The 14,521-nt window shown below is 41.3% G+C and carries 12 protein-coding genes; 10 read left to right on the top strand and 2 right to left on the bottom strand.

The genetic code is table 11. The annotated features are described in order from the left end of the window. Window positions 1–39: 39 nt before the first annotated feature. From AAHB12_RS06340 to AAHB12_RS06325, 4 genes are read left to right on the top strand one after another with little or no spacing between them, the layout of a single operon-like run. Window positions 40–927 (top strand): polyprenyl synthetase family protein, encoded by an 888-nt coding sequence (locus AAHB12_RS06340; RefSeq protein WP_342044679.1) that lies wholly within the window; start codon window positions 40–42, stop codon window positions 925–927. Window positions 928–945: 18 nt separating this feature from the next. Further along, complete coding sequence (gene comX / locus AAHB12_RS06335) at window positions 946–1,101, top strand: competence pheromone ComX (protein WP_165350740.1); 156 nt, start codon at window positions 946–948, stop codon at window positions 1,099–1,101. Between the two features lie 37 nt (window positions 1,102–1,138). Continuing rightward, window positions 1,139–3,421, top strand: coding sequence for a sensor histidine kinase (locus tag AAHB12_RS06330; RefSeq protein ID WP_342044678.1), 2,283 nt, complete (start codon window positions 1,139–1,141; stop codon window positions 3,419–3,421). Continuing rightward, window positions 3,396–4,052 (top strand): response regulator transcription factor, encoded by a 657-nt coding sequence (locus tag AAHB12_RS06325; RefSeq protein WP_129727774.1) that lies wholly within the window; start codon window positions 3,396–3,398, stop codon window positions 4,050–4,052. The genes AAHB12_RS06330 and AAHB12_RS06325 overlap by 26 nt, the downstream gene beginning before the upstream one ends. Window positions 4,053–4,204: 152 nt before the next feature. On the opposite strand, the gene AAHB12_RS06320 is transcribed toward AAHB12_RS06325, so the two are convergent. Further along, window positions 4,205–4,930, bottom strand: a complete 726-nt coding sequence (locus AAHB12_RS06320; RefSeq protein ID WP_342044677.1) for a MurR/RpiR family transcriptional regulator — start codon at window positions 4,928–4,930, stop codon at window positions 4,205–4,207. Window positions 4,931–5,397: 467 nt separating this feature from the next. Here AAHB12_RS06320 and AAHB12_RS06315 point away from each other — a divergent pair, with 467 nt between their 5' ends. Then, complete coding sequence (locus AAHB12_RS06315; protein WP_129727772.1) at window positions 5,398–6,726, top strand: 6-phospho-beta-glucosidase; 1,329 nt, start codon at window positions 5,398–5,400, stop codon at window positions 6,724–6,726. Window positions 6,727–6,910: 184 nt separating this feature from the next. On the opposite strand, the gene rnhC is transcribed toward AAHB12_RS06315, so the two are convergent. Then, entirely contained in the window at window positions 6,911–7,843 is a 933-nt protein-coding gene (gene rnhC, locus AAHB12_RS06310; RefSeq protein ID WP_342044676.1) for a ribonuclease HIII, read from the bottom strand. A gap of 126 nt (window positions 7,844–7,969) precedes the next feature. Between rnhC and zapA the strand changes: the two genes are divergently transcribed. From zapA to cas6, 5 genes are all read left to right on the top strand, one after another. Further along, window positions 7,970–8,233 (top strand): cell division protein ZapA, encoded by a 264-nt coding sequence (gene zapA, locus AAHB12_RS06305; RefSeq protein ID WP_129727770.1) that lies wholly within the window; start codon window positions 7,970–7,972, stop codon window positions 8,231–8,233. A 7-nt stretch (window positions 8,234–8,240) separates the two neighbouring features. Then, window positions 8,241–8,780 (top strand): CvpA family protein, encoded by a 540-nt coding sequence (locus AAHB12_RS06300; RefSeq protein ID WP_129727769.1) that lies wholly within the window; start codon window positions 8,241–8,243, stop codon window positions 8,778–8,780. 72 nt (window positions 8,781–8,852) lie between these two features. Further along, entirely contained in the window at window positions 8,853–10,571 is a 1,719-nt protein-coding gene (gene polX, locus AAHB12_RS06295; protein ID WP_129727768.1) for a DNA polymerase/3'-5' exonuclease PolX, read from the top strand. A 16-nt stretch (window positions 10,572–10,587) separates the two neighbouring features. After that, window positions 10,588–12,948, top strand: coding sequence for an endonuclease MutS2 (locus AAHB12_RS06290; protein ID WP_342044675.1), 2,361 nt, complete (start codon window positions 10,588–10,590; stop codon window positions 12,946–12,948). Between the two features lie 678 nt (window positions 12,949–13,626). After that, complete coding sequence (gene cas6 / locus AAHB12_RS06285) at window positions 13,627–14,367, top strand: CRISPR-associated endoribonuclease Cas6 (RefSeq protein WP_342044674.1); 741 nt, start codon at window positions 13,627–13,629, stop codon at window positions 14,365–14,367. The last annotated feature ends 154 nt before the right edge of the window (window positions 14,368–14,521 follow it).

Here is a 14,521-nt window from a genome sequence, read left to right as displayed (position 1 = left end):
TTTTGGATAATGTTTTAGAAAGGGGGAATGTAGAAAAACATGATTGCTACAGAGCATCTTATTCAAGAAAAGCAGCTCCAGCAGCTGTATGCAGATTGTTTTGCTTATAAGAAGAAGCAAGGCTCGCCATTTCGGTTAATAACCTTGCAGCATTACAAGGTCTTTGGAGGAACATCTCCCGATATCCAGCAAATTGCTGATGCGGTAGAACAGCTTATTTTATCGCTTGATATTATAGATGATTGGCAGGATGAAGATCTTGCCGAAGCAGCTCCTTGGATGAAAATCGAGAAGGCACAAGCCTTGAATATCGCTTTATTATTCTTGAATTCCTCTATGAATCACATTATAGCCTCATCCTTCCAAAATCAGAATGCAGCTGCACGCTGCATGCATCAATGCCTTAACATCTCTATAGAAGGACAATACTTAGATATCGAAAATGCAATTAGCAATGAAGAACAATATATCATCATGTGCCGTAAGAAGTCCGGTTCCCTGCTTACGTTAGCCAGCTTACTTGGCAGCTTGCTTGCAACGGATAATGTGCCCGCTTGCATTGCTTCATATGCGAGCGATATGGGAGTAGCGGCACAAATCGCCAATGATATGAGAGATGCCGTTAATATAACAGGGAAAAGTGATTGGAGAAAGAAAAAACGAACATTGCCTATTTTATATTTACTGCATCCAAAGGTAGAAAAAGGCCAGCTTGTTCGTGATTATTTTGCAGGGACTATTTCCTTTGAGGAATTGGCAGAGAGGGAAGAGGAACTTGTACATATTGTGAAATCCTCGGGAGCACTTGTGTATGCCAACGCTGTAAGAGAGCTCCATCAGAATCAAGCTATCGCTGCAATTGATAGTTTGCAGGTTAATAGGAAAAGCAAACAGGCTTTAAAAGAGAGCTTTTTGCAAAAATTATAAATGGGGAGTGTGCAAATTATGCAAGAAATGGTTTTATATTTAACGGAAAATCTAGAAGCTTTGGAAAGTGTGAAAAATGGTCAGTCTAACTTGCTAGGTGTATCGGTAGAAGAACAAAGAGCTATTTTGAAATCCTTTGAAGGAAACCAAGAGAAACTATATTATTGGGCTTAATCCTTTTTTAGAATCTATGAAGAAGCCAACGTTGTATATGATTTTCATCGCTTTGATTGCATGTATTGCCACTTATTTTACGTATGTTATTAGCACCTATCCTTTAATGGGAATGAAGGCGCAGCAAATAAAGGAACACCATTATACCGTGACAGATGTGTATCCGAACGGCTGGGCTTACATACACGGCATTCGAGCAGGGGATCATATTGTGATTTCGGACGATCGTGTAGATACGATACGCACACATGGCAGGGTAGAGAAAATACGTGCTTTACTTATAGAAAGAAAAGGAATATACAGCTCCTTTTTTATCAATTATGAACGAGCTCCTATTTCATACTTGTTTTATACCTTTTTTCCGCTTGTATTGTTCGTGCTCACTTTAGCTATTGTTTTGTATGTCTATCGAAGATTTAAAGAGACAGAAAGTGTTCTCCTTCTTTCTGTCTTTCTTTTAATTGTAAGCATGTGTTATGTCAGCAGCGAGGTTTCCGCTCGGTTTGATCGAATCGGTGTGTATGTAATGGGTCTATCTCTAATGATGTGCCCTGTTGTAGTGAGTCATTTTATGTATCAGATATACCGTGAGCATTCTATTACGCTATTTTCTAGAATAGTTCTCTATACCTTATATATATGTGCTGTGTTGCTTTCAACCATTAGCTATATCCTTGTTTGCTCCTTTCATATTTCAGAGGAAATATACCTATTCCTATTTTTACTTATGAGTGCAGCCGTGGCCGCTCTTATTTACAAGAATTGCCGGGGCTATAAACATGTGCTCAATCCTGCTAAGTTAAAACTGGTTTTTTATACAATCCTTTTTGCGTTTCTTCCATTTTGTTTATTTTATGCACTTCCTAAAGTTTTGACAGGAATTGTAATTGTTTCTGCTGAATATACAGCCTGCTTTTTAGCGTTTTTGCCGTTTGCAGCCTTATATATTGTCATGAACAAGGAACTGCATGATATAGATTATATGCTAAAAAGAATGTTCTATTATGCGCTTCTCTCATGTTTTCCCGCTTTGGCACTTATATTAGGGTTTTATGTTCTGCATCCAGCCTCTTTTGAATGGCTGTCTTACTTGAGAATCTATCTTTTATGCTGGGCGATTATGGCGTCTCTTTTATTTATAAAGGAGGAGGCTGATGTAGGGATTGAAAGCAGGCTAGTGTTTAATAAAGCAAGATATGAAGCTAGCTTATTACGATTTTCTAAAGCCGGGACGAGCAGTATAAGCGCGAATAGCATAATAGATAACTTAATAAACGAGATGAAAAAGGTATTGTTTGTGAAGCGGGTTTTCAAGCTAGAATTTTTAAAGACTGGGCAACGTTTTTGTCTATCAGAGGACGATTGTGAAATTGATTTAGTTTCTTTGCGGGAAACCCTGATTCGTGAAGAAATGGTCATAGGGACGGTGATGCGTGGAAAAAGCGGGTATTTTCTATTGGTAGGTGAAACTCCAGAGATATATACTTGTATGTTCATCAGCTATAAAAAAGATCGGGTTCGTTTTAATCACGATGACCTTGTCTGGCTACATACTATTGCACTGCATACGAATGTTTTATTACAAAGCTTTGTTCATGTGCAGGAGATATTACGGGAGTTTGAACGTACACGTGATGAACAGGGGGCTTCCTCCCTGCTGTTGTCAAAGCTGTTATTTATGGTTTCTGAACAAGAGAAGGAAAGTCTGTCGCGAGATATTCATGATACGCTGTTGCAGGAGCTGATCCTCATCTATCAGGAGCTTGGGCAAGGAATGGCTATAGATACTGCAAGAGACCAGCTAATTCAACAAATTCAGTATATTCGTGAGGAATGCTATCGGCTACGGCCGCCATTTTTGTTGCAAATGGGGATTGTTGATGGACTGCAGACATTAATAGAAAATCATAGGATGAAAGAGCAAGTTTTGATTGAGTTTGCTTCCAATCTAGATGCAGCCGAACGACTTGGTGAATGGTACACCGTACATTTATATCGAATTATGCAGGAATTGCTTCACAATGCAAGAAAGCATGCTGAGGCAAATTGCATCTTTATTTCCCTGTACAAGAAGGAAAACCGATTATTGCTTGTTTATGAGGATGATGGCGTGGGCATGGAGATGAGTTGTCTTGCAAATACCAAACCAAAGCAGCATTTTGGCTTGGTGGGAATAAAGGAGCGAACCCAAGCAATGAACGGGGAGCTTTCTATTTCATCTGCGCCAAATGAGGGAATGCTCATTCGAATAGAACTTCCGTTGCCAAAAAAAGAGAACACGGAGGAAAACAATTATGGCAATCCGAGTTTTGATTGTTGATGACCACGTTGCGGTAAGCCAGGGGATGAAAGCGGTGCTAGAGCATAAAGCGGACATGATAGTAACGGTGCTTTCTTCTGCCTTAGAGACGATGAAGCTGGTGAAAGCAGCAGATTTCGATGTAATTTTACTTGATTTACATATGCCGGAACTAAATGGAATGGAGCTTGCGCAAAGCATTTTGCATGAAAAGCCAGAGAGCAAAATTGTCGTTTGGACAGGCTTTGATTTGGCATCTCATATGAATCTTTTAATCGAAGCGGGAGTATATGGTTTTATCAGCAAGGCGTCTTCCACTGAAGATATTATGATGAGTATTACAGCGGCTGCAAGAGGATTGTCGATACTTCCGGTCAGCATATTGCGGCAGCTAACAAAAAAAGTAGAAGGCTCTCATATGAAGGGAGCAGGAGAGAAAGAATCGATTCAGCTAACTGAGAAGGAACAGAATCTTTTAAAGCTGATTGCAGAAGGATTGACAAACCGCGAAATTTCCGAAGCATTATACATGAGCCAACGGGCAGTAGAATATGCGTTAACAAAGCTGTTTGGACAGCTCGGGGCCCGTTCTAGAACGGAAGCGTTGATGAAGGCAAAGCAGTATGGGTTAGTTTCCTTCCAAACATTATAATGAGGAATCAACTATTTTGATAAACAGATCTTCTTCTCCTTGTGTACAGAAATTGATGAGTTTTTGTACACAAGGAGAAATGAATGGCAGTAATGGGAAATAAAGAAAACAGGTTAACGCCATTAGAAAGCAATAACCTTTTTTCCATTCTCTTATTTCTTACGTTTATATATTTCACGAGCCATTGATTCTAGAATATACAAAACGGGTACTTGTGTAGTAATATTAGCATTTTCAAACCACTCTTCAGTCACATAATATGGAATGTTTATATCAGAGATTTTTGCAATGGTCGAGTGTTTATTGTTTGTAATACTAATAATTTTACTTCCTTCTTGTTTAAGCTGATGAAGATGAGTGACTGTAAAATTATTTTCTCCCGAGACGGATAAAGCAATTGTTACGCTATTATTACGAAGCTGGGAGTGAATCGGAAAGAGGGGATCTTTAATATACATTGAAAATGTACCTAAGCTTGAGAAGTATCTTGCCCCATATTCGGCAAGAATGCCTGAGCTCCCGATTCCAATAAAAATTACACTTTCTGCTTGGTTAACTAGACTTGCAGCCTGCCTAATTTTTTCCTCGATATCGCCTTTTAACGTCCTCTCAAAAAATTCGGCTACGGAATGCTCGGAACTTTTTAAAATAGTCTTTTTATTTTCCCCTAAATGCATTTTAAGCATTACTTTAAATTCTGAAAAACCCTCACAATTTAATTTTCTGCAAAAGCGTAAAATAGTAGCTGTTGATACGTGGGTTTCATCTGCCAATTCACGGATTCGCATATAAGCAACTTTCTCACTATTTTGGCAAATATAATTGTATAAAGAAGTTTCTAACTCATTAAATGAAGCAATGATATCGTGTGTAAACATTTGTGCAGAGTTCTCCTTCTATAAAAAGTATATTTTTCACTGTAGGAAAGTATAAATTTCCAGTTGGAAGCAAATTCCACGTAGTCGGAAATTTTAGGAATACAGTATAGGTGCAGCTACGCCTCTGTCTTCGCCCAAGGGCAGGGCTCGCCAATTGGCGAGTTTTCCTTAACTCCGTTGTGAATTGTTATATCTCCTCTTATAGCCCAATCTTAACACATCTTCTTCGTAAGTTACAGGCTGTTACATTTGTGTAACAAGTGACTTCTTGCGTTATTAAAAACTAGATGTTCCTAGCTTATTTACTGTCTTACGCAATACAGATACAATTCAGTCATAGGTAATTTAATTTTCTTTTATTAAATAAGAGAAGGTTAAAAAGATACTTTCCATTACCATTTTTTCGGTAGGATTCTTCAAATCGTAATGGCTATTTATTCATTAAATTACCCGGGGGTGTATAGAGTATGACACAAGGTATTAAAATTGTAACGATTGGCGGGGGATCTAGTTATACGCCTGAATTAGTAGAAGGATTCATAAAACGCTATCATGAATTACCGGTTAGAGAGCTATGGTTAGTAGACATTGAAGCAGGAAAAGAAAAATTAGAGATTGTTGGAAACCTTGCAAAAAGAATGATTGAAAAAGCAGGTCTTCCCACCAAGGTTCATCTAACACTTGATCGAAGAGCAGCTTTAAAGGATGCTGATTTTGTTACGACTCAATTTCGGGTAGGGTTACTGGATGCTCGTGCTAAAGATGAAAGAATTCCTTTAAGCCACGGGGTGTTAGGACAAGAAACAAATGGACCAGGCGGATTGTTTAAGGGTTTGCGTACCATTCCAATTATTTTAGATATTGTAAAAGACATTAAAGAATTATGTCCAGATGCTTGGTTAATCAATTTTACAAATCCTGCTGGCATGGTGACAGAAGCTGTTCTTCGTTACACTGACCATAAGAAAATCGTTGGCTTATGTAATGTTCCGATCGGCATTGAGATGGGGGTTGCGAAGCTATTGGATGTTGACCACTCCCGCATTCGTATTGATTTTGCCGGTCTGAATCATATGGTATATGGATTAGATGTGTATGTAGACGGAGTTAGTGTAAAAGATAAGGTAATTGATCTGTTATCAAATCCGGAGAATAGCAGCTTTGTTAAAAATATAGAAGGACAAGGCTGGGAGCCAGAATTTATTCGAGCATTAAACGTCTTAACTTGTCCATATCACCTATACTATTATAAGAAAGATGAAATGCTGCAAAAAGAACTGAAAAACTTTAAAGAGGGCACAACGAGAGCTGAAGTAGTTCAGAAACTGGAAGAGGAACTATTTGAGCTATACAAGGATCCTAATTTAGCAATTAAACCGCCTCAATTAGAGCAACGTGGCGGAGCGTATTATAGTGATGCAGCGGTTCGTCTTATTTCGTCTATCTATAATGATAAACGTGATATTCAGCCGGTTAACACAATTAACAATGGGGCTATTGCAAGTATTCCGTATGACTCTGCTGTTGAAGTAAGCTGTGTGATTACAAAAGAAGGTCCAAAACCAATCATCAACGGAGATCTTCCAGTTGCCGTTCGAGGATTAGTACAGCAAATCAAATCATTTGAACGTGTGGGCGCTGAGGCCGCTGTAACAGGCAACTATGATACAGCTTTACTTGCAATGACAATTAATCCGCTCGTTCCTTCTGATAAAGTTGGTAAAGCGATCTTGGATGAGATGCTAGAAGCGCATAAGGAGCATTTACCTAATTTTTTCGAAAAAGTGGAAGTATAAAATAATGAATTGTTCTAGTGTTTTTGGCACTAGAACAATTTTTTTGTTGCACTTTAAGAAAGTATAAATTTCTAGCTGGAAGCAAGCCTGATGTAGCGAGAAATTTTAGGGATACAGTATAAGTAGGGCTACGCCTCTGTCTTCGCCCAAGGGCAGGGCTCGCCAATCGGCGAGTTTCTTTATCTTACTTCAGTAATCCTAATGCCTTTTCCGTATTCGCAAAATGCAGCTTCGCAAATTCCTTCAATTTTTCTTTTCCATGTGTGCGTATCAATTTTGCCGCCGCCGCATCCACCTGTGCCCCCGCCCCTTTTGGCAAGGTAAAGCCCGCTTTTTTACTAAGCTCATTAAATTGCTTTACGAAGCTATAGCGTGCGAGCATGGAAGCTGCCGCAACTGCAAGGTGCACGCTCTCGCCCTTTGTGGAAAAATGCACATTTTCACGGTGAACCGTTTTTTGTTTAGCTAAATACTTATAATATGTAGCAGGCTGGACAAACTGATCTATTAGGATGCCTTCCGGTTTCGTTGGCTTCAGTTTTTCTAATACTTTGCCGATTGCCTGGTTATGAAGCCATGCTTTGATTTCACCTTGGTTCATTCCACGCTGCTGCAGCTCGTTATATTTTTCATTATGTAAGACGAGCGAGCTGTATGTGAGGATCGAGAGCAAATCCTTTGCAATTTTTGTGATTTGGTCATCTGTTAAATCCTTCGAGTCCCTTACGCCTAATTCCTTGAGAAGAGGAATTTGTTCTTTAGAGACGTAAGCAGCTACGACTGTAACCGGTCCGAAATAGTCCCCGGTGCCGACCTCGTCTGAGCCGATAATAGACATGGTGCTGATGGAGGAAGGAGGAGAGTATGGCGTTTGCTTATTCGTACTTGTTTTCAATGATGCAGAAGATTTAGCGCTTTCTTGCCAACGAGCTGCTTCTGCTTCGGCCCGTGCTCCTTGGAACAGTACCTTTCCAGACTTATAGGCTGTAATGTTACATGAAGGAGCTTTAGCGGAAAAGATGCCGCCTTGGGGTACCTTTGGAATTAGCATGCTTGCGTAATGCTGTTTCATTTGCTCGATTGTTGCAGCGCTCACTTGAATAACTTGATTAGACAAATTGTTCTCTCCTTTTCCGTTTACTTACAATTTTATCATACCTCATATGTGATAGTGTTTCCATCTAAGTCTACTTCATGGTATGATAAAGTTTAGGATTCTGAAAGTTGATTGGAGGACAGTAAGTTGTCACAGCAAAAAGACAATAGAACGCGAATTACAGTGGATATCTACGGCCAGCAATATTCTGTTGTTGGCGACGAAAGTACAAGTCATATTCGCATGGTCGCCGCAATTGTGGATGATAAGATGCGTGAGATACATGCTAAGAATCCTTCCCTTGATATAAACAGGCTAGCAGTGCTAACTGCGGTGAACGTTGTGCACGATTATATAAAACTGAAAGACGAACACGAAAGGCTGCAAGAAAAATTGAATCAAAAGGAATGAGTGAATCATGATCGATATTGTTATTATTATCCTGCTGCTTATAGGATTTTTTATCGGCTTGAAACGGGGGCTCATTCTTCAGGTTATACGTCTAGTAGGCTACGTTTTGGCATATATTGTGGCATATTTGTATTACAAACGTTTGGCGGCGGTGCTACATACTGCTATTCCGTATCCGCTTCAGGAGCATGCCGATGTGCCAGATTGGTTAAAAAGCACGGATGTGGAAAGCATGTTTTACAGTGTGATTGCCTTCATCCTGCTGTTTTTTGTTACAAAATTTGCGTTTTCTCTCTTGGGACAACTCCTTAATATGATTGCGCAAATTCCAATACTAAAGCAGTTAAACTCGCTTGGCGGCGGTGTGCTCGGGTTTGTTGAGGTGTATATCGTGCTGTTTATTGTAATTTTAATCGGAACGCTTGTACCGATTCAGCCGCTTCAATCCTCTTTGAATGCTTCTGTGCTTTGCCAGACAATTATAGACGATACACCAGTTTTGTCGGACAAGATGAAGGAATTATGGGTTCAAGAAGATAGTGTATAACTTCTCTTTTGCATAAGGAGAAGTTTTTTTCTATGATTAGAGGAGAATGATGGCAGGAAAGGCGGGGTAATGGTGAGTGTAAATAAAAAACAGGTTATTAAGCTGCTTGAAACAATTGCGTTATATATGGAGCTAAAAGGGGAAAATCCGTTTAAAATTTCCGCATTTCGTAAAGCGGCGGCTGCTTTGGAGACAGATGACCGCAGTTTATCTGAAATTGAAGATTTCACAAAAATTGGCGGTATTGGTAAAGGAACGGCCGCTGTCATTATCGAGTACATAGAAGCAGGAGAATCATCCGTTTTAGAGGAGCTGGAAAAGGAGGTTCCGAGTACGCTCATTCCTTTATTAAAGCTGCCGGGTCTTGGCGGCAAAAAGCTGGCTAAGCTATACAAGGAGCTTGGTGTAACAGACATTGCTTCTTTACAACAAGCGTGCGAAGAGCAGCGTGTTCAGGCCCTTGCTGGTTTTGGAAAGAAAACGGAAGAGAAAATATTAGAAGCAATTGCCCAGTTTGGAACTCGTCCGGAACGGCTGCCGATTGCTGATGTTCTTCCTATTGCCTCGGAAATTGAACGAAGATTGTCGGAGATCTTAGAAGTGGAGCGATTTTCACGTGCGGGGAGTTTGCGGCGCGTACGAGAAACAGTAAAGGATTTAGATTTTATTATTGCTACGAACAATCCTTCTGCGGTGCGGGATGCGCTGCTGCAATTTCCTCGTATTGAAGAAGTGATTGCAAGCGGCGATACAAAGGTTTCACTTCGCCTTCAATATGAATATGAGATTTCAGTTGATTTTCGTCTTGTTCAGCCGGTGGAATTTATTACAACATTGCATCATTTTACGGGATCGAAGGATCATAACGTAAAAATGAGACAGATTGCCAAAGCACAAAATAAAAAAATTAGTGAATATGGTGTAGAGAATCTTGAAACAGGCGAGATTGTAACATTCGAGAGTGAGGAGGATTTTTTTGCTCATTTTGGATTGCCCTATATCCCGCCTGAGGTACGCGAGGATGGACGGGAAATCGACTGGATCGAGCAATATCCAAACTTTATCCAGCTAGAGGATATAAAAGGCGATCTGCATATGCATACAACGTGGAGCGATGGTGCTTTTTCAATAGAAGAAATGGTACAAGCTTGTATTGCAAGAGGATATCAATATATGGCCATTACAGATCATTCGCAATATTTGAAGGTCGCAAATGGCCTCACGAAGGAACGCTTGCTTCAGCAGGGGGAAGAAATTGAGAAGCTGCGGGCAAAATATAGAGACATTACGATTCTGCGCGGCATAGAGATGGATATCTTGCCCGATGCTGCGTTAGATTTTGATGATGAAGTGTTGGCACAGCTGGACTTTGTAATTGGTGCTATTCATTCTAGCTTTTCGCAGGATCGGGAGACGATTATGAAGCGTCTTCGTGCTGCCATTGAGAACAATCATGTTACAATGATTGCCCATCCGACCGGTCGTTTAATCGGCAGACGGGAAGGATATGATGTGGATACGGATCTGCTTATTGAGCTGGCAAAGGAAACCGGAACGGTACTTGAGCTTAATGCCAATCCGAATCGATTGGATTTAAGCGCTGAACTGCTTAAAAAAGCACAGGATGCGGGTGTGAAAATTGCAATTAACACGGATGCGCATACATTGGATATGCTGGAGCATATAGAAATTGGGGTAGCGGCGGCAAGAAAGGGCTGGATTCAAAAGGATACGGTCCTGAACGCTTGGGAGACAGACAAATTGCTAGCATATATTCGCCGCAATAAATAGGGAGGGCTTTAAAGCTGTGTTAGAACGAACATTACGTGTATTAGAGTACGATAAAGTAAAAGAACAGCTCATGGAGCATGTTGCGTCCTCACTTGGACGGGATAAGGTCAGAGCCTTGCAGCCAAGCACGGATTACGATGAAGTTGTCCGGCTGCAGGAAACAACAGATGAAGCCGCAACTGTCGTACGCCTGCGCGGAAATGCGCCGCTTGGGGGCGTATTTGATATTCGGGCGAACATAAAGCGCGCAAAAATCGGCAGCGTACTGGGGCCGCATGAGCTGCTTGATATTTCAAGTACGATGCGTGCGAGCCGGCAAATGAAAAACTTTATTGAGGATTTGGCAGAGAACGGGCCGGAGCTGCCAATTCTTTTAACCTACGTGGAGCGCATTTTGTCTTTGCAAAACCTAGAGCGTACGATTAATAACTGTATCGGTGAAGGCGGCGAGGTACTTGATAGCGCAAGTGACAAGCTGCGCACAATTCGCCAGCAAATCCGCTCTGCCGAAAGTCGTATCCGCGAAAAGCTGGAAGGGATGGTGCGCTCCTCCAATGCATCCAAAATGCTCTCGGACGCGATTATTACAATCCGTAATGACCGATATGTTATCCCGGTTAAGCAGGAGTACCGCGGACATTACGGCGGGATTGTACATGATCAATCTGCTTCAGGGCAAACCTTGTTTATTGAGCCTCAGGTTGTAGTGGACTTAAACAACACACTGCAGGAAGCACGCGGAAAAGAAAAGCAGGAGATCGAACGCATTTTACAGATGTTAACCGTTGAGGTTGCGAACGATGCCGAGCTTATTCTTGAAAATGTGGAAGTTTTGGCGGAGCTTGATTTTATTTTTGCAAAGGCACATTATGCAAAGAAATTGAAGGCATCAAGGCCGGAGGTCAACAATGAGCGCTATATGATGCTGAAAAAGGCGCGTCATCCGCTCATTGCACAAGAGGTTGTTGTACCAAATGATGTTGAACTGGGCGGCGATTTTACATCGATTGTTATCACTGGCCCAAATACAGGCGGTAAAACAGTTACACTTAAAACGATTGGCTTGTGCGTACTCATGGCGCAATCCGGCTTGCAAATTCCGGTGCTCGATGGCTCGGAGATTTGCGTTTTCCGCAATGTATTCGCTGATATCGGCGATGAGCAATCAATTGAGCAAAGCTTAAGTACCTTTTCTTCGCACATGGTTAACATTGTTGATATCCTCGAGGAAGCTGATTTCGAAAGCCTAGTATTATTTGACGAACTAGGTGCGGGAACAGACCCGCAAGAAGGGGCGGCGCTTGCAATCTCGATCTTAGATGAAGTCTATAATCGAGGCTGCCGAGTTGTGGCAACAACGCACTATCCAGAATTGAAGGCATACGGCTATAACCGTGAAAAGGTTATTAACGCGAGTGTGGAATTTGATATTAATACGCTTAGCCCAACATATAAGCTATTAATTGGCGTACCAGGACGAAGCAATGCATTTGAAATTTCCAAACGCCTTGGCTTGATCGAACGTGTAATTGAGCGTGCCCGCGGACATGTGAGCACGGAAACGAACACAATCGACAATATGATCAGCAAGCTAGAGGAAAGTCAAAAAAATGCGGAACGCGCCTGGGAAGAGGCAGAGGATTTCCGCAAGCAATCCGAAAAGCTGCATAAGGAACTGCAGAATCAAATTATTGAGTTCAACGAGCAGCGCGACAATATGCTGCTAAAGGCGCAAAACGAAGCGGCAGAGAAAGTAGAAGAAGCAAAGAAGGAAGCAGAAACAATTATTCGCGAGCTTCGCCATCTTCGCAAAGAGCAGTTAGCTAATGTGAAAGAGCATGAACTTATTGAAGCGAAAAGCCGCCTAGAGGGGGCTGTGCCGCAGCTTGTGACGAAGAAGCAGAAACAGCAAGTGCAAACAGCACCGCAGAAAGCACTTCGACCTGGTGATGAAGTAAAGGTGCTCACATTCGGCCAAAAAGGACAGCTGCTGGAAAAGGTCAGTGACAAGGAATGGTCTGTGCAAATCGGTATCTTAAAAATGAAGGTAAAAGAAAAGGATATGCAATACATCAGCAGTCCAAAGCAAACAGAAAAGCGCACGCTTGCAACCGTCAAAGGAAAAGACTATCATGTTGGCCTTGAACTGGACCTGCGCGGGGAGCGTTATGAAGAAGCGCTGCATCGGGTAGCGAAATATATAGATGATGCTTTACTTGCGAACTACCCTCGCATCTCGATCATCCACGGCAAAGGAACAGGTGCGCTCCGGCAGGGTGTACAGGAGTACTTGAAGAAGCACCGCGCTGTGAAAAGCTTCCGTTACGGTGATGCAGGAGAAGGCGGTCTCGGTGTGACGGTGGTAGAATTTAAATAATATTCACTGCATGTGTATTAAAATCCCTGCTAGACAACTCGTAACTGTGGTAGAATCTAAGTAATATTCTTCGTAAAAAGGGGTATTGGCGTATGTTTATGGAGAAATTGGCGAAGGTTTTGCTTGTGCTTTGCGGGGGATTTATGGCTGTTGGGGTTGTGTATTGGATGTTTTTTGCGTAAGGTGAGATAGAAATCCCGCTTGGCTCTCGGAAAGGGAGAAGGCGGGATTTTTTATACCTTCAGACATCTTTTTCCTATATTAAGAAATCTCCTTTTTAAACAATGCAAGCAGAAATTTGAAACCCCTTCCATCCAAACCCTATAAGTATGCAAGAATTGTCAATTTCGTACATTTACAATATTAGATGTATTTGATACGATATAATTAAAAATTACTATATAAATCCATTCTGATGTATTGGCGTATCAGTAATGAGAATAGATTTGTTGAATGGATATGTCAGAAAGGGTACATTGGCTAGATACAGTTTTCAGATGCTAAATGAATTTAATAGCTAGCATTAATCCAAAAAACAATATAATACATAATAGTTTGTAAGCTAAGTTAAATTAAAAATGTAGTGGGCGTAAGCCTTTATTTATAGGAGAGAGAGTATTTACCGAATTTTGAATTATCAGAAGAGAGAAAAAATCTTATCACAAAGGAGAGTGAATCGTGAGGTTAACGGTAACGATGCGGCCTGTTAACAATTCTTTAAGGCTGCCTCTTAATTATCAGTATGCCCTGCAAGGGTTTCTGTACCGTTCATTAACAGAGACAAGCTTTGCTAGCTTCCTCCATGAGGTCGGTTTCCAAAAGGGAAAACGGACATTTAAGCTATTTACGTTTAGCCGGTTGTTCGGACCACATAGAATCTATACGAAGCAGAAACAGATTGAGTTTACTGACACTATTACATGGCATGTAAGCAGCGTGCTGGAGGATTTGATTCAACAGCTCCGGGAGCATTTTCTTATGTCTGAAACAGTGCAGCTAAACGGACAAACATTGTATATTAGCAAGGTTGAAGTGCGCAAGACGAGCATGCAAGAAGGATGTTATAAAATTAAGATGTTGTCACCAGTGACAGTGTATAGTACATATGAGCAGGAGGAACGGAAGAAAACACATTATTTTCAGCCGCCGGATCCTGCATTTCCTCACTTAGTACAGGCAAATTTTGTGAATAAGTATGAAGCATACTATGGGACAGTGCCTGAGCATGAGTTTAAAGTATCCCCCCTTGCAGAGGGGGAATTGTCCAAGGTTGTTACAACGTTTAAGGGTCATATTATCACTGGCTGGCTTGGGACATTTGAGGTAGATACATCGCCCGAGCAGCTGACTTTTGCGTACGATACCGGAATTGGCGGTAGAAATTCGCAAGGCTTTGGAATGTTTGAAATTATTGAGTAAACAAATGTCAGTTTGGGGATATATGGGATTCCTAAGCTGACATTTTTCTTTTTACACTTTAGGAACACTGTGTAAGTGCAACTGCGCCTCTGTCTTCGCCCAAGGTCAGGGCTCGCCAATCAGCGAGTTTTCTTTATACAGATATGCATATTTC

The organism is Bacillus sp. OTU530, assembly GCF_038440375.1.
This window is presented reverse-complemented; position numbering and strand designations above follow the sequence as displayed.